Raw genomic sequence first — 16,029 nt, 5'->3', positions numbered from 1 at the left:
ACCGTGGCGAGGGCTATGCTAACGGGGTCGTCAACGCATAGGAGGGATCCCGCATGAACGCGCGGCTCATCGTCATGGATATCGACTCCACGCTCATCAACCAAGAGGTCATCGACCTGCTGGGCGATGAGGCGAGCATCGGCGAGCGCATCGCCGGCATCACCGCGCGCGCCATGCGCGGCGATGCCGACTTCAGGCAGGCGCTCGCCGAGCGCGTGGGACTCCTCGCCGGGCTCCCCGTCTCCGTGTTCGACCGCGTGTACGAGCGGGTGAGCTTCACGCCGGGTGCCCGCGAGCTCGTGGCCGCGGCGCACGCGCGCGGCTGGACCGTGGGCGTGGTGTCAGGCGGGTTCCACGAGATCGCCGACCGGCTCCAGGCAGACGCGGGCATCGACCTCTGCTTGGCGAACCGCTTGGAGCAGCAGGACGGAAAGCTCGCCGGCCGGACCCTCGGGCCCGTGGTCACCCGCGAGCTCAAGCTGCAGACGGTCGAGGCGTGGGCCGAGCGGGTGGGCTGCGGCCTTCCCGGCACGATCGCCGTGGGCGACGGCGCGAACGACATCCCCATGATCTGCGCCGCGGGCATCGGCATCGCGTTTTGCGCCAAGCCGGCCGTCCGCGAGGCCGCGCCCTTCCATATCGACGAGCGGAACCTGCTGCGCGTGCTCGATATCGTCGACGCGCACCCGCTCGCGTAGCAGCAGGCGCGTTCGGGCATCTTCAGCCGGCAAACAGGCAGCAAAAAGGGGCCGAGACGCAGCTCGACGCTGGCGTCTCGACCCCCATTTGTTACCGTCGAATCGGCACGCGCTCGGCCCCTACAGGCCGCAGGCAGCGCGCAACGCGTCCACGCGGTCAGCCCGCTCCCAGGTGAAGTCCGGATCCTCGCGCCCGAAGTGGCCGTAGGCGGCCGTCTTCTCGAAGATGGGGCGACGCAGGTCAAGATCGCGGATGATCGCACCGGGGCGCAGATCGAAGACCTGGTCGATCGCCTGCTGGATCCGCTCCTCGGGCACGTGCGCGGTGCCGAAGGTGTCCACGTAGACGGAGAGCGGACGCGCCACGCCGATGGCGTAGGCGAGCTCCACCTCGCAGCGGTCGGCGAGGCCCGCCGCGACCACGTTCTTCGCCACCCAGCGCGCGGCGTACGCGGCGGAACGGTCCACCTTGGTGCAGTCCTTGCCCGAGAAGGCGCCGCCGCCGTGACGGCCCATGCCGCCGTACGTATCCACGATGATCTTGCGCCCGGTGAGGCCCGTGTCGCCCATGGGGCCGCCCACCACGAAGCGCCCGGTGGGGTTCACATACACGTCGGCGTTCTCCCAGGCCATGCCCTCGGCCTCCATGACGGGGGCGATCACCTGGCGCTCCATGTCCTCGCGGATGACGTTCATGTCGTCCACCGCGGCATCATGCTGCGTGGAGATCACGATGGTGGTCACCTCGACCGGCCTGCCGTTCTCGTAGCGCACGGTGACCTGGGTCTTGCCGTCCGGGCGCAGGTACGGGAAGGTGCCGTCGTGGCGCACGGCGGCCAGGCGCTCGGCCAGGCGGCTCGCCAGGTAGTGCGGCATCGGCATAAGGGTACGCGTCTCGTTGGCGGCGTACCCGAACATCATGCCCTGGTCGCCGGCGCCGATGAGGTCGAGTGGGTCGGTGGTGCGGCCGGCCTGCGCGTCGAAGGACTCGTCCACACCCTGTGCGATGTCCGGGCTCTGACCATGGATCATGTTGATGACGCCGCAGGTCTCGCAATCAAACCCATACTTGGCACGGTCGTAGCCGATGCGACGGAGCACGTTGCGCGCGATCTCCTGCACGTCCACATACGCCTCGGTGCGGATCTCGCCGGAGACCACCACGGTCCCCGTGGTAAGGAGCGTCTCGCAGGCGCAGCGGACGTTCTCCACCTTGGCGGGGACGCCATCCGGGGCAACGTAGCCCTGGGCTTCGAGCTCGATTTCCTTGGCGAGGATGGCATCGAGCACGGCATCGCTGATCTGGTCGGCAATCTTGTCCGGGTGCCCCTCGGTCACGGATTCCGAGGTGAAGACGAACGACCCGGCTGCTGGTTCCTGAATGGAACGAATGGTGTCTGGCATAATAGCCCCTTTCATATAAGCGCCTGGCGACCGTTACCATTCCGCCGGGCTATCGATACCCGAGTATACCCCGCAGCGCGGACAGCGCCCACCGTATCGCGCGGCGCCCGCGCTTCTCCACAGATGTAGAGGAGTATGGATCGTGCCGGGACGGGCGGAACCCGGTGTACCGCACGCTCCCTAGACGGTGATCTCGATCTGGTTGTGCTCGAAGCCGTCCAACTCCTTTTGAACGGAAACCGGGGGCATCATCGCACGGCGAGTGCGCGGACACCGAGCGGAAACCTCCTGAGCGCGGCGATGAGACCGGTCAGCACCAAACTCAGCACGGCGAGGCCGGTGAGCGCGGCCGCAGCGGGGGCGACCCCGGCGAGGCTGCCCGCCACCGCGCCGGATAGGCCCCGCGCGAGAAGCGGCACGGGCAGTACGTCGCCGAGCGCCGCGAGCACCCCGCCCGCAAGCGCAGCGGGCAGGATCACGCCGCCGCACGCCACCTGGAGCGCCCAGAGAAGCACGCCGGCCGCGATGCCTGCACGGCGCCCCAGCGCCAGGTGGAGCAGCTGGGCCTGCGCACCCAGGGAGATGCCGCCGAGCGCGAGCAGGCCCCAGAACGCCGCCGGATTCCCCGGACGCACGCCGAGCACCGTAAGAAGCGCACCCGCGAACAGGGCTTGGATCATGCCGAGCAACGCGTAGCAGGCGAAGGGCTCGGCCACCGCCCGCACAAGGCGGCCGGCGAGGACCGCGCGGGAATCCACGGCGGGCAGCAGGGCGAGCGAGAGCACGGCCCCCGCACCAAGCGCCAGCGCGGCGATGGCCGGGGAGAGCGAACCGACGGACCCTTCGACCCCGTGCTCGCGCACGGCCGTGACGGTGACCGCGCTCGAGGCCACCTGGGCGCGCTCCTCACGAGCGGACGAGTTATTCGCCAGGGCGTCTCCCGACTTCGCAACCGCATCCACGACCTGCGAGGTCGCGCTCCCGAGCGTGCCCGCGCCCTCACCGAGCTGGCGCGTCGCCGTCGCCATGGCCGAGACGCCCGAACCGAGACCGGACGCCCCCGCGCCCACTCCCGAAAGCGCTTCCCCGAGAGCGGTGACGCCGGTGGAGATGCCACTCGCCGCCTGGGCGAGCGGGGCGAGCGCCTGGCCAAGCGCGGCGGTTCCCCGGGCGAGGCCCTGGGCCCCCTGGCCCACGGCGCCCTCCTGCCCCAGCTGAACGCCGATCGCGGAGACGCCGCCGCCCAGACTCGACAGCGTGGACGCGAGCGGAACGGCCGCACCGCCCGTCTGCGCGGCGGTCGCCTGACCGGAGAGGATGGCATGCACCGTGGCCAGCGCCGAGGAAGCCGTCTGCGCATCCTCCCGGGCGCCATCGATCGAGTTCCCCATGCCCGCGGCGGCCCGAGCGACATCCGCCTGCGCCTGGGCAAGCTCCGCGCGCGCGGCCGCGAGCGCGTCGGCAGAACCCTGGGCAGCGGTGATGCCCGTGGAGACATCCGACGCGGTCGCGGCGAGCCCAGAGGCTTCGCGCGCCGTGTCCCCCAATCCGGAGGCGAGGACGCGGGCATCTGCACTGGAGGAGTGCAGGCCGTCCACCGCACCCTGCAGGGCCTCCCGTTGCTCAGAGGAGAGCGCATGTCCCGCATCGGACGCGAGGAACGCCGCGACGGTCTGGGCGGAGCCGTCGACCGCATCGGCGATGCTCCCCGCTCGCTGGGCGTAGCCGGGAGCATCCGCCGCGCCCGACGAGAGCGATCCCGCAAGCCGGTCGAGCCCCGAGGCGACGGCTCCGGCATCGGAGCGGGCGGCGTCCCCCACCGCCGCGGTGACGCCGTCCATGGCGGCGCCGGCCGCACCGAGGGCGACGTTCGCGCGCGTAAGGGCAGCGGCGAGCGTCTGCCCGTCCCGCGCGAGCGACCGCTCCGCCCCGGCCAAGCCGGCGACCCCCGTCATCCCGCGCTCTGTGGCGGCCGTGGCGGCCTCCACGAGCCGGGAGGTGCCTTCGACGCCCTGCCCGAGCGCCTGGGCGACGTCCGCGGTGGCGGAGAGCCCGCTCGCGAGGGCCTGGGCACCCTGGGAGAGCGGGGTGACCGCGCGCTCCCGCACGGTGGAGAGGCCCGAGGCCAGCGCCTGGGCACCCGTACCGGCGGCTTGAGCGCCCAAGGCCGTCTGCGAAAGCCCGTCCGAAAGCTGGCCCGCGCCCTCGGACACGCGATCGAGCCCGGCGGCGATGGTGTCGGCGCCCGAGGATAGCGCCTGGAATCCCTGGTCGAGCAGCGTGGAGCCGTCCGCGGTCACCGTGAGGCGCGTCGCCTGCCCGCGCACGTCGTTCAGGACGCTCAGCAGGTAGTCCTCGCCGATCCGCGCCTTCAGCCGCGCCTGCACCTGCCGCATGACCGCCGAGCCGGCGCGCGTGGCGAGCACGTTGCCCCCACCGTCGGAGACCAGCTCCAGCACGGCCTTCTCGGGCTCGTCGGTCGAGACGCTCGCCACCTGCTGGGAATAGTCCTTGGGGATGACCAGGGCCAGGGCGAAGGCGCCGTCCTCCAGCCCCGCCAGGGCATCCCGCTCGCTCACCGCGCTCCAGGCGAGCTCGGCGGTATCGAAGAGGTCGTCCACGAGCGCGGACCCCTCGGAACCCGTATCCTGGTTCACCACCGCCACGGGAATGCGGTCCGTCCGGTCGAGCGCCGGGGCCACGCCGAGCGCGAGGACGAGCACGGCCAGAGCGGGAACCATGAGTGCCGCTACGAGGGCAACTCGTCCCCGCCATGCACCCGTGAGCGATTTCCAGCGCAGTTTGAACCAGGTCATCGGGCATCAGCTCCCTTGCAGGCGGCAAGCGCGTCCGCCGCGTCCAGATCGAGCGCACATGCCTCGTCCGCGGCGACCGCCACCGTCGGTTCGACGGTCCCCACCACGAGCGCGCATGACTGCTCCCGCGCGATACGCGCCAGGTCGCCCACGACGCGCGCCGCGGATGCCCGCATCATGCCCGCGCAGAACGGATCGGCCAGGTCGACGCAGGCCACGCGAACCCCACCCGCGCACGCGAGCGCCGCCGAGAGCCGGGCGCGGCCCTCGGGAGGCAGGCTGGCGACCGTTCGGTCCGCATAGGTGGCGAGCCCGAAGCAGGAGAGATATTCCAGGGTGTCGCCGGCATTCCGCACGCGGCGAAGCAAGCGTTCGCGGCGCACCGCCTCTTCCACCGTGAACGCGCCTTCCACCTCGAAGGCGCCGGAAACGACGCCCAGCCCCACGCTCCCGCGCGGCATCCGCGCGCCGCGACCCCGTGCGAGCAGGGCGTGCAAGCGGCCAGCCGCTCCATCGCCCGCCGGATGGGACGCCGACAGCTCCGTGCCGCGCACCACGAGCGACCCCGTGGTCGGGGTGATAACGCCCGCCACTGCCAGCAGCACGTCGCGCACCGCGGCAACCTCCGACCCGATCAGGGCGAGGCACGCGTCCGCACGCGCCTGAAAGTTCACGTACTCGAACGAGGGGGCGCTCCCGCGCCGGTACCCGGCATCGCGCGCCGCCACCAAGATATCCGCTTCAGCCACTCCGGCCTCCCTCGGCGCGGCGAACCTGCATCGCGCCGCACCCCGACACCCGCTCGGGCGATTTCACACCCGTTGCCAATTGCACTATTATTACCCAGAATCACCAGCGAGAACTTCGAGCAAGGAGCTCACATGACCTCACCAGACCGTCCCGTCCGCGTCCGCTTCGCGCCCTCGCCCACGGGCAAGCTGCACATCGGCGGTGCGCGCACCGCGATCTACAACTGGGCCTTCGCCCGCGCGAACCATGGCACCTTCATCCTGCGAATCGACGACACCGACCCGGCCCGCTCCACCGAGGAGAACACCCAGGTGATCCTTCGCGCCATGAAGTGGCTCGGGCTCGACTGGGACGAGGGCCCCGACATCGGCGGCCCGTTTGGCCCCTACAAGCAGATGGAGCGCCTGGACATCTATCATGCCGCCGCCGAGCGCCTGCTCGCCGAGGGCCGCGCCTACCCCTGCTTCTGCACGCCCGAGCAGCTCGAGGCCGACCGCGAGGCGGCCCGTGCCCGCAAGGACCCCTTCCAGGGCTACCAGCGCCGTTGCCGTCACATCGACCCCGCCGAGGCCCGTGCGCGCATGGACGCCGGCGAGTCCTACGTGCTGCGCATCAAGGTGCCCGAGGACCGCGGCGACGTCCACATCCACGACGCCGTGCACGGAGACGTGGTGTTTGACGCCAAGGAGCTCGACGACTTCGTGATCATCCGCTCGGACGGCACGCCCACCTACAACTTCACCACCGTGGTGGACGACGCCGCCATGGGCATCACGCACGTCATCCGCGGCGACGACCACCTCTCCAACACCCCGCGTCAGGTCATGGTCTACGAGGCCCTGGGTGCGCCCGTGCCCGAGTTCGCCCACATCTCCATGATCCTCGGCGCCGACGGCAAAAAGCTCTCCAAGCGCCACGGCGCCACGTCGGTTGAGGAGTATCGCGACGCCGGCTACCTGTCCGACGCCTTCGTGAACTACCTGGCGCTCCTCGGCTGGTCGCTCGACGGCGAAACCACGGTCATCCCGCGCGACGTGCTCGCGAGCCGCTTCTCGCTGGACCGCATCTCCAAGAACCCGGCCACCTTCGACCCCAAGAAGCTCGACTGGATGAACGCCGAGTACATCAACGCGATGACCGACGCCGAGTTCGCGCGTAAGATCCTCGTGCCCGAGCTCACTCGCGCGGGCCTGCTGGACGAGGGTGCCGAGCGCACCGCCGCCTGGATGGAGCAGCTCGCCGCCATCGTGAAGCCGCGCACGAAGATGCCCGCCGACGCCGCCACGGTCGCCGCCCCCATCTTCGCCACCGCCGACACGCTCGTCTACGACGAGAAGGCCGTCTCCAAGGGCCTCGCCAAGGAGGGCATGGGAGCCGTGCTCGACGCCGCCGCGAAGGCGCTCGACGCCATCCCCGCCGCAAGCTGGACGGCAGAGGCCGTGGACGCTGCCCTGGAGCCGCTGCCCGAGCAGCTCGACGCCAAGAAGCGCGTCGTGTTCCAGGCCGTCCGCGCCGCCGCCTGCGGCAACCTGGTGAGCCCGCCGCTCGGTGAGACGATGGCGCTCATCGGCAAGGACGACTGCATGGCCCGCATCGCCCGCGCGCGCACGATGGCGCTGTAACCAGATACCGAACAGACGTCCCGGTCGACGCCCCGCCCCGCGAGCGGTGCCGGCGGGGCGCCCGTGCGGGTCCTCGCGAGACTGGAAAACCCTACGGGAAAAGCGCTGGAACCGACAGAACGACAATGTCATCGGGATTTGAATCCAAGACGTAGCCGCTGTCGGTTCCAGCGCTTTTCCCGTAGGGTTTCCTCAGTTCGCTGCGGAGCGCGCACGGGCGCCCCGTCGGCACCGCTCGCGGGGCGGGGCGACTTACCAGTGCACCACCACGCACAGGCCGGAAGCGACCTTGTCGTACAGCTCGGCCGCCTTGGCGGGCGGCAGGTTCACGCATCCGTGGCTGCCCACGCTCAGGTACGCAGAGGGGTTGGAGAAACTCGCGGACGCCTGCCAGCTCGCGTCATGCAGGCCGATGGCGCTGCCCACGAAGGGCATCCAGTACGAGACCTTCGTCTGATAGCTCGGCTTACCGGACTCGTCCTTCTTGCCCATGAGCGTGGTGTCGCGAGAAGGCTGGAGCATGCGGTAGACGCCCGTGGGCGTGGCGGTGTCATCGCCCTTGTTGGGGTTGCCGGAGATGATGCCGCTCTCCCACAGGAGGTTGCCGCTCGCGTCGTAGAGGTAGGCATGCTGCTCGGTCAGGTCGACGTCGATGAAGGCGCCCCAGTCGCGCTCGCCGCGCTTGGTGAAGATGTCGGCCTTGGAGGTGGTAGCGACCTCGATGGTCTGGTCGCCATCCGTCTGCACCGCGCTTTGGACCTGCTTTGCCAGCTCCGCGGAGCTGACCTCCCAGCCGTAGGTGCCGCCGTTCACGGTGACCACCTTGCCGTTCGGGCGCGTGTAGGTGCGCTCGGTGCCCACGGTGTCGAGCGAGTCGATCGTGAGCTGGCGCAGCCAGGCCGTCATCGCGTCCATATCGAAGGTCGCGCTCAGATCATCGCCGAAGGTCACCCACTGCTCGAGCGTGGCGGGGTCGAGCGTGGCCACCGCGGAACCCGCCATGGTCAGCGTGATGGTATGCGCCACGAGCTTGTTGGCGGCGTCGATCGCCCGGGTCAGCTGCTCGTCGGTGGCGTGGGCCGCCAGCGAGTCGAAGAAGCTGGCATCGAGTTTGATGGACGTGTCCAAGTCGGCAAGCGCGACCTTGGCGGCGGCGGTCACCTTCTCGGTATCGATTTTCACGTTGGCCTTGGCCTTCTCCAGGGTGAACTTGCCCTGGTCGGCATCGAAGGCGCTCGCGGCGTCGAAGGTGCCGCTGCGACCCTGGTTGTACTCCTCGCACGCCGCGGCCAGGCGCTGGGTGAAGTCGTCGAAGTTGAAGCTGCTCGGCAGCTCGATGCTCTTCGCGGCCTCCACGGCCTGGTCCGCCTCGGAACCGCTCGCAACGGTGCCCGTCGATACGACGCTCTTCGTATCGGAGAGCGCGCGAGCCAAGCGGAACGGCCATGAGAAGGGCGCGTTCTCCTGGAGGATCTCGTCCGCGCGGGCGGAGGCATCCACGAGCGAGGAGGAGTCCTCGGGCTTGTACTCCCACGTGAAGTCGTTGCCCTTGATCGTGAGCTTGTAGTTCACCGCGGAGGACTCCACGCGCGCGGCAGCGGTCTTGGCCGTCATGAGCGAGACGTCCACGCCGGCGATCTCGGTGTTGGGATAGAAGACGTTCGAGAAGGCGACCACGCCGCCCGCGTAGGCGACGAGCGCGATCACGGCGACGGCGATGAGCGTCACCAGAGCGGGATGCACGCGACGGGGCTTGCCGCCGTGGCTGCCCTGACCGGCACCCTGAGCGCCCTTGCGGTGCGCAGCTGCGGATTGGTAGGCGGTTGTCGCCGCGGCGTGGGAGCGCTGCGCGGTCCGACCCGTCGCGGCGGGCGCGGTCATACCCGGAACGGCGCTGAGCGGCGGACGGGTCGTGCGGTTGTAGTTCGTTTCGGTCATGGTGCTCGCTTCGTGTTCACTCATGGACAGATCTATTCGCTTGACGCCGCATTATACCCGTTTGGGCGGACAGGGCGCATCTCTCATGACCCCGAACAGACCATCTGACATGCTTCTCAGCATGTCAGTGCTCCACACGCACGTTACGCGCAACCACCGCATGCCCCGCACGCCGCCAAAGCGGATGGCGCCTGCGCGATACCCCCGCGCGCCGTCTCGCGAAGCGAGGGCGGCATCGCTCGACCAACCGCGAGCATCACCTTCGTCATCTCGTCGAAAGGAACCAGGCTTCCCACGCCCGAGAGCGCGAGCTGAGCCGAGGAGAACGCCGCGGCGACGCCGATCGCGTTGCGGTTCTGACAGGGCACCTCCACGAGCCCGCCCACAGGGTCGCACACGAGCCCGAGCAGGTTCCCCAGCGCGAGGGACGCGGCATCGAGTGACTGGGCGGGCGTGCCGTCCATGAGCTGCACGAGTGCTGCGGCGGCCATGGCGGCAGCGGAGCCGACCTCGGCCTGGCACCCGCCCTCCGCGCCCGCCACGCAGGCCTCGGTGGAAAGCAGAAGCCCCACCGCAGCGGCGCACCAGAGCGCGTCTTCCACCATGCGGTCCTCCGACCCCAGATACTCGGCGAGCGCCAGCACGCAACCGGGGACCACGCCGGCGGAACCCGCCGTGGGGGCCGCCACGATCACGCCCATGGCCGCGCTCCGCTCGAGCACAGCGAGCGCGTAGGCCGTGGCGCGGGACTGCACGGCGCCCAGGAGCGCATCCCCCACGCTCGGCGCCGCGTCGGCAACCGCTCGTGCCTCCCCGCCGATGAACCCACCGAGCGAGGGGCGGGGCCGCTCGATGGACGCGCGCACCTCCTCGCGCATGACGCGAAGCACCTGGGCCATCTGCTCCTCCGCCAAGTCCGCACCCTGCAGGCGCTCCTCGCGCACGCGCATGACGCCCCCGATGGTCAAACCCCGTTCCCGGCACGTCGCCTCGAGCCCCCGGGCGTCCTCGATGAGCTCGGGCACCGTCACGCCCGGGGCGAGCGCCGTGGCGGAGCCCGGCACGCGGATGAACGTGGCCGTCTCGACCAGCGGAAGCGAGCGCAGACGCGGCAGCACGGACGTGTCCGGGGCGCCATCCATCTCGAACACCGTGTAGGCGCTCCCACCCTGCTCCATCCGGTACGTGCGACAGAACGCGATGTTCAGGCGCGCCGTCGCCACCGCGTCCGCGCAGGCAGCGAGCGCGCCGGGCGCGTCGCGGTGGGAGACGAAGAGCGTGGTGTAGGCCCCCGTCACGTCCACCGCCACGCCGTTGATGCGGCAGATGCGCACGCGGCCGCCGCCCAGGCTCTCGCCGCGCACGACCACCCGCGTACCGCCCTGGTCCTCGAATTCGATGTCCACGGTGTTGGGGTGCAGCGCGTCGTCGTCGCCGGCCACCTCGAAGCAGAAGGCCAGCCCTCGCTCCCGCGCGAGGGCGAAGGAATCCCGTATGCGCTCGTCATCCGTCTCAAGGCCCAGCGCGCCCGCCACGAGCGCGCGATCGGTCCCGTGTCCCCGATACGTATGCGCAAAGGAGTTCCAAAGCGTGAAGACGGCACGGACGACCGGTCTCTCGAGCAAACCCGCCGCGACCCGGGCAAGCCGGAGCGCACCGGCGGTATGAGAAGAGGAGGGGCCCACCATCACGGGCCCCAGGATCTCGAAGGCGGAGGTTGTCGCAAGCGACGGAGAACGGGTCACGATCGCTCCTTCCCGGTGCGTTCACATGAGCGCGGGAGCGAGCATCCCGCCAGGGAGAGTATAGATGCTCCCCGCGGGACCCGGTGCCAGCGACCGCTCGAACGGAGTTTTTTCGCCGCCCTAGCGCAGCTGCCCCTCGAGCGAGGCCAGGCCGTTCATCGTCAGGGCGTCGGCCACGTCCGCCACGCGGTCGATGGAGACGTCGCTCCCCGCGAGCATCCAGTGCCGGTACACCGAGATGATGCCGCCCAACACATAGGAGGTGTAGTACTCCAGCAGCTCGGGGGAAACCTCGCCCAGCACGACCCGCTGTTCGCGAATCAGGCGCTCAAAGGGCTTGCGGACGCGTTCGAGCAGCGTGTCCATGGGACTGCTCTCGATGAGCCGGCGGTTGAGCGTCATGTTGCGGCAGACCACCTCGTTAATCGTGGTGAAGAACGTGTGGACCGCGCGTTCCGGCTCCTCCACCGGTGCCTTGCCGTCGAGCGCCTCCTCCACCTCGTCCACGATGGTCTGCACAAGGTCCTCGGCCAAGGCATCCAGGAGCCCGTCGATGGTGCCGAAGTGCACGTAGAAGGTCTTACGGTCGATATTGGCCTCGCGCGCGATGGCGGAGACGGTGATCTTGTCTATGTCCCGCTCCTCCAAAAGGCGACCGAATGCCTCGATGATGGCACGCCTGCTGCGAACGATGCGCCGATCGGTGCGCTTCTCTTGCTGTGACATAATCCCCAGCCCCCTTACCACGTGTCGAATAGAGAACACAACGAACGGTTTCGTTGAATTGACACATATAATAATCATCAGTTGTAGAGTAGTCAACGCATGGGTAGCATCTTCTCAGATCAAGATGGTTCATCCATAAGTGGGAGGCAGGACGGCCATGGCGACATTGACCCAGACGGCGGAACGCGCGGCGCTGAACAAGCTCGTCGACTATCTGAACGACGATCCCGAGAAGCACCTCGACCAGATCATGGAACTCATCAACAAGCTGGTTCCCGACAACGTCTTTCCCGTGCAGCGCGCGGCCTTCACCGACGCCATCAAGGGCAGGTCGAACTGGTACCAGCTTATCATGCGCGTGTTCCAGCTGAATCCCCAGATGCGCTCCAAGCTACTGAAAGCGCTCATCGTGGACGGCAACATCATGGCATGGCCGGTGCAGGAGAAGGCGCGCGAGAAGTACGGCTGCAACATTCCCTGGGCGATCCTCCTTGACCCCACGAGCGCCTGCAACCTGCACTGCACCGGTTGCTGGGCGGCAGAATACGGCCATGCCCTGAACCTCTCGCTGGAGGACATCGACTCCATCATCAACCAGGGCACGAAGCTCGGCTGCCACGTCTACATCTACACGGGCGGCGAGCCGCTCGTGCGCAAGCACGACCTCATCAAGATCTGCGAGATGCACCCGGACTGCATCTTCCTGTGCTTCACCAACGCCACGCTCATCGACGAGGCGTTCTGCCAGGACATGATCCGCGTGGGCAACTTCGTCCCCGCTATCTCGGCCGAGGGCAACGAGCACACCACCGACGCCCGCCGCGGCAAGGGTACCTACGCCAAGATCGAGCGCGCCATGGACCTGCTCCGCGAGCATCGGCTGCCCTTCGGCATCTCGTGTTGCTGGACGCGCGCGAATGCCGACACGGTGGCGACCGAGGAGAACATGGACTGGATGATCGGCAAGGGAGCGCTCTTCTGCTGGTACTTCCACTTCATGCCCGTGGGGCGCGCCGCCTCGGCCGACCTCATCCCCACGCCTGCGCAGCGCGAGCACATGTACCGCTTCATTCGCGCGATGCGCTCGGTCAAGCCGCTCTTCACGCTCGACTTCCAGAACGATGGCGAGTTCGTGGGCGGCTGTATCGCGGGCGGTCGCCGTTACCTGCACATCAACGCCGCCGGCGACGTGGAGCCCTGCGTGTTCATCCACTACAGCAACGCCAACATCCACGACGCGAGTCTGCTCGACGCGCTCCGCTCCCCCATCTTCATGAAGTACCACGAGGGGCAGCCCTTCAACGGCAACCACCTCATGCCCTGCCCGATGCTCGAGAATCCCGACGACCTGGGACGGATGGTCGAAGCGTCCGGCGCGCACAACACCGACCTCGTGGAGCCGGAGAGCCCCGAACAGTTGCGCGAGAAGACCGCCCCGGCCGCCGCGGCATGGAGGCCCGTGGCGGAGAAGCTTTGGGAAGATGAGCGCGACCCGCTCTACGCCAAGCGCCACACCGATCCGACCCAGGGCATGGCTGATTCCGACATGCACAAGTTCGCGCGCCTGGGACACCGCGGCATGGAATCCTAGCCCGCCGCCTACGGAACGAGAAGCAGCCTCGGCGCTACTTGGAGAACTCAGCCGAGGCGGCGCTCACCACGCCGCGCGGGTCGGCGGAAATGTACTCGATGCTCGAGGACACGGCGAGACCCAGAACGCCGTAGCCGAGCGGGATGACGGGCAGGGCCTCCCCTACCCGGCGGCAGATATCATCGAAGGCCCGGGCGCGCTCGTCGTCGTCGACGGTCTGGCGCGCGGCGGTAAGCGCCGCATCGATATCCTCATCCGCGTACCCCGCATAGTTGTGGGGAGACCCGCTTGCGAAGAGCGGGTAGAGCACCGCGTCGCGCGCGGGATAATCCGGTGTCCAGCCCATAAGGGCAAGATCGAACGCCCCCGCTTCAAGCTTGTCCTGGTATTTGCCAGCCGGGACCGTATCGATTTCAACGGTCACCCCCACCGCTTTGAGCGCCGTCTGCAGGTAGGCGGCGACCTTCTGGTGGGCGCCGTCCTCGCTGCAGAGGATACCGAGCGAGATGCCGTCCCCGCTTGCGGGCGCGAACTCACCCAGCACCTCGGACGCTGCATCCACATCGAGGTCGGTAGCGAGCCACGCCTCGGGCTCCCCCTCGCAGAGTGCGGGCGGCAAGATGTTATAGGCGGGCTCGCGCAGGCCGTTGAAGACCGTGCTGCACAGGCCCTCGCGGTCGATGGCGCGTGAGAGCGCGCGCCGGAAGGAGAGCGAGGAGAGGGGATCGCGCCCCGTATTCACCACGAGGAAGTAGGAATAGAGCGTGGTGCCGTCCAGGAACCGACCGCCGTCCACGGCCGTGTAACCGTCGTCCGGCGCACCGATGTCGCGACGCGTGGCGGGCACCTGCCCCACGGGCACCTGGGCCACATCCAGGCTGCGCGCCGTCAGGTCGCGAAACGCGTCGGTCGTGCTCACACGGGGACGGAGGCGCACGTGCTCGACTGACCCGGGCACGCCGTAATAGTCCTCAAAGCTATCGAGCACCACGTCGCCGTCTGATTTCCAGGCACGCGCCAGCTGGTAGGGGCCATTCCCCACGGGCTTTTGTACAAAGGTCTTCTCATCATCGGTCGCAAGCTGGGGAATAGGCGCGAGCGCCGGATGCGCGCAGATGGCGGGAAAGTCCGCGTACGGCTGGGAGAGTCGCACGATAAACGTGATGTCATCGGGGCAGGAGATGCCCGAGAGCTCCTTGGCGGCACCCGAGCGCACGTCGTCATACCCCTCCACCAGCGAGAGCAGGTAGGACGGCGCCACATCGGTCGCGACCGCACCGTCCTGTTCGCCTGAGCCATCCACCCCGGCGGCAACCAACCGCCCCCACGCGCGCTTGAAGTCCGCGGAGGTCACCGTGGTGCCATCGTGGAACGACGCGTGGCGAAGCCGGAACGTGAACGTGCGCGCGTCGTCCGAGGTCTGCTGAATCAGGGCGGCCTTGGGCGCGGGGCGGAACGTCTCCATATCGAACGCCATCAGGGGATCGAAGACCTGCGAGACCACCTGGAGGGCAGCGCCCGTGCGTGCACGGCAGGGATCGATGGAGTCGAGCTGGCCCACGGAGATCCTCAGCGTATCCCCCCCGTTCGCCGCGGTGGAGGAGTTACCCCGACCCGGCAGCGTGCAGGCCGTGAGCGCGGCGGGCACGGCAACGGAGCCAAGCGCCAGAAGGGTACGGCGGCTGATTGCGCGCGCGTGCATACGATCCATCATCTTCCCCATCTCAGAGCAACGGCGCCGCGGGCACCGAGTGACGAAAGGCGCACCCCGGCCATGCCAGAGCGCGCCCCAAAGCTATAACCTATGGTCGACGTCCAAAGACGAAATCGCTTAGATGCCGACGATACCCTGCGGGAAGAAGAACATGCAGAGCACCACGCACACGGCAAAGACCACGGCGACGATGACCGTGAGCTTGTCCAGGTTCTGCTCCATGACGCCGGTGGCGGCGCTGGAGTTGTAGAGCGAGCTGGCGATCATATCGGACACGCCGGTGCCCTTACCGGAATGCATGAGCACGAGCGCGATGAGCGCGAGCGTGGAAAGCGCCCACACGATCAGGATGAGGTACTGAAAGGGACCCACGGAAACTCCTTCTTACATGGAATCGAACTTACTGACTGTAGCACAAACCGCCACGTCGAAAGCCCGCTTCATCGAGATGACAGAGGGACGGCGCGTCCCCGCCCGAACAGCGGGGCTTTTGCCACGCCATCGATCCCGCTAGCCGCGATGCCCGAAAAGCCCGGACACCGCGCGCGGAACGCTCTTCACGCCCGCCACGATCACGTCCTTGAAGTCGGGTGAGCGCCGCAGCTTCTCCTCACCCACGTGCTCGCGCACCACGCGTAGCACCATCTTGTTATCGCGGGTGGAGAACGTGAAATGGGCGCCGCCTTTGACGAAGATCGCAAAGCGCGGAATATGCTTGCCGGCGATGACCTCCGCCGAGACGTGGTCGATCTCGTCCCAGGGGATCTGTACGTAATCCTCGGGATTGCGCTCGTTGTAGAACTCGAACGCCTTGTTGCCGATCATCACGCTGCCCCTGCTCGTGAGCCCCATGAGGTTCGTTGCCTTAACGGTAAGCTCCACCGTACTGTTTTGAGACTGCGCCATGGGCTCTCCCTCTCGTCGTACCGGATCAGGGCACCACCGTACCCCGCATCCACCGTATCCCGCAAGAGAAGACGGGCCGCACCCATAAGGATACGGCCCGCCCTCCCGAAGAACTGTCC

General features: G+C 68.4%; 12 protein-coding genes. 3 read left to right on the top strand and 9 right to left on the bottom strand.

The annotated features are described in order from the left end of the window. Positions 1-53: 53 nt before the first annotated feature. Positions 54-698 carry a phosphoserine phosphatase SerB gene (gene serB, locus GDJ97_RS05975; RefSeq protein WP_152070394.1) on the top strand — a complete coding sequence of 215 codons (645 nt, stop codon included), beginning with the start codon at positions 54-56 and terminating at the stop codon, positions 696-698. Positions 699-818: 120 nt separating this feature from the next. On the opposite strand, the gene metK is transcribed toward serB, so the two are convergent. From metK to GDJ97_RS05960, 3 genes are all read right to left on the bottom strand, one after another. Beyond that, entirely contained in the window at positions 819-2,102 is a 1,284-nt protein-coding gene (metK, locus tag GDJ97_RS05970; RefSeq protein ID WP_152070393.1) for a methionine adenosyltransferase, read from the bottom strand. A gap of 248 nt (positions 2,103-2,350) precedes the next feature. Continuing rightward, entirely contained in the window at positions 2,351-4,918 is a 2,568-nt protein-coding gene (locus tag GDJ97_RS05965) for a hypothetical protein (RefSeq protein ID WP_152070392.1), read from the bottom strand. Beyond that, positions 4,915-5,667, bottom strand: coding sequence for a hypothetical protein (locus GDJ97_RS05960; protein WP_152070391.1), 753 nt, complete (start codon positions 5,665-5,667; stop codon positions 4,915-4,917). The genes GDJ97_RS05965 and GDJ97_RS05960 overlap by 4 nt, the downstream gene beginning before the upstream one ends. A 132-nt stretch (positions 5,668-5,799) precedes the next feature. Here GDJ97_RS05960 and gltX point away from each other — a divergent pair, with 132 nt between their 5' ends. Beyond that, the gene (gene gltX / locus GDJ97_RS05955; protein WP_152070390.1) at positions 5,800-7,290 is read left to right on the top strand and encodes a glutamate--tRNA ligase; all 1,491 of its coding nucleotides are present in this window, start codon (positions 5,800-5,802) and stop codon (positions 7,288-7,290) included. A 252-nt stretch (positions 7,291-7,542) separates the two neighbouring features. Here gltX and GDJ97_RS05950 read toward each other — a convergent pair whose 3' ends face one another. The 3 genes from GDJ97_RS05950 to GDJ97_RS05940 all read right to left on the bottom strand — a co-directional run bounded on the left by GDJ97_RS05950 (position 7,543) and on the right by GDJ97_RS05940 (position 11,699). Further along, complete coding sequence (locus GDJ97_RS05950) at positions 7,543-9,252, bottom strand: L,D-transpeptidase family protein (protein ID WP_152070389.1); 1,710 nt, start codon at positions 9,250-9,252, stop codon at positions 7,543-7,545. Positions 9,253-9,371: 119 nt separating this feature from the next. Then, positions 9,372-10,976 (bottom strand): L-serine ammonia-lyase, iron-sulfur-dependent, subunit alpha, encoded by a 1,605-nt coding sequence (gene sdaAA / locus GDJ97_RS05945; RefSeq protein WP_373422668.1) that lies wholly within the window; start codon positions 10,974-10,976, stop codon positions 9,372-9,374. A 117-nt stretch (positions 10,977-11,093) separates the two neighbouring features. Next, on the bottom strand, positions 11,094-11,699 hold the full coding sequence (locus tag GDJ97_RS05940) for a TetR/AcrR family transcriptional regulator (protein ID WP_193221332.1): 606 nt from the start codon (positions 11,697-11,699) through the stop codon (positions 11,094-11,096). A gap of 157 nt (positions 11,700-11,856) precedes the next feature. On the opposite strand from GDJ97_RS05940, the gene GDJ97_RS05935 reads away from it, so the two are divergent. Continuing rightward, positions 11,857-13,290 (top strand): radical SAM protein, encoded by a 1,434-nt coding sequence (locus GDJ97_RS05935; protein WP_152070387.1) that lies wholly within the window; start codon positions 11,857-11,859, stop codon positions 13,288-13,290. Positions 13,291-13,324: 34 nt separating this feature from the next. Here GDJ97_RS05935 and GDJ97_RS05930 read toward each other — a convergent pair whose 3' ends face one another. From GDJ97_RS05930 to GDJ97_RS05920, 3 genes are all read right to left on the bottom strand, one after another. After that, positions 13,325-15,001, bottom strand: coding sequence for an ABC transporter substrate-binding protein (locus GDJ97_RS05930; protein WP_193221331.1), 1,677 nt, complete (start codon positions 14,999-15,001; stop codon positions 13,325-13,327). Positions 15,002-15,121: 120 nt separating this feature from the next. Then, positions 15,122-15,376 carry a preprotein translocase subunit SecG gene (gene secG / locus GDJ97_RS05925; protein ID WP_152070385.1) on the bottom strand — a complete coding sequence of 85 codons (255 nt, stop codon included), beginning with the start codon at positions 15,374-15,376 and terminating at the stop codon, positions 15,122-15,124. 138 nt (positions 15,377-15,514) lie between these two features. Beyond that, positions 15,515-15,910, bottom strand: coding sequence for a DUF956 family protein (locus GDJ97_RS05920; RefSeq protein WP_152070384.1), 396 nt, complete (start codon positions 15,908-15,910; stop codon positions 15,515-15,517). Positions 15,911-16,029 lie beyond the last annotated feature (119 nt).

Origin of the sequence: Collinsella sp. AK_207A (assembly GCF_902501965.1) — a bacterium.
GTDB lineage: Bacteria > Actinomycetota > Coriobacteriia > Coriobacteriales > Coriobacteriaceae > Collinsella.
This window is presented reverse-complemented; position numbering and strand designations above follow the sequence as displayed.

Excerpts from the sequence above, each read along its gene's own strand:
- serB (WP_152070394.1), top strand. The coding sequence starts at position 54 with ATGAACGCGCGGCTCATCGTCATGGATATCGACTCCACGCTCATCAAC.
- metK (WP_152070393.1), bottom strand. The coding sequence starts at position 2,102 with ATGCCAGACACCATTCGTTCCATTCAGGAACCAGCAGCCGGGTCGTTC.
- GDJ97_RS05965 (WP_152070392.1), bottom strand. The coding sequence starts at position 4,918 with ATGACCTGGTTCAAACTGCGCTGGAAATCGCTCACGGGTGCATGGCGG.
- gltX (WP_152070390.1), top strand. The coding sequence starts at position 5,800 with ATGACCTCACCAGACCGTCCCGTCCGCGTCCGCTTCGCGCCCTCGCCC.
- GDJ97_RS05950 (WP_152070389.1), bottom strand. The coding sequence starts at position 9,252 with ATGAGTGAACACGAAGCGAGCACCATGACCGAAACGAACTACAACCGC.
- GDJ97_RS05940 (WP_193221332.1), bottom strand. The coding sequence starts at position 11,699 with ATGTCACAGCAAGAGAAGCGCACCGATCGGCGCATCGTTCGCAGCAGG.
- GDJ97_RS05935 (WP_152070387.1), top strand. The coding sequence starts at position 11,857 with ATGGCGACATTGACCCAGACGGCGGAACGCGCGGCGCTGAACAAGCTC.
- GDJ97_RS05930 (WP_193221331.1), bottom strand. The coding sequence starts at position 15,001 with ATGGATCGTATGCACGCGCGCGCAATCAGCCGCCGTACCCTTCTGGCG.
- GDJ97_RS05920 (WP_152070384.1), bottom strand. The coding sequence starts at position 15,910 with ATGGCGCAGTCTCAAAACAGTACGGTGGAGCTTACCGTTAAGGCAACG.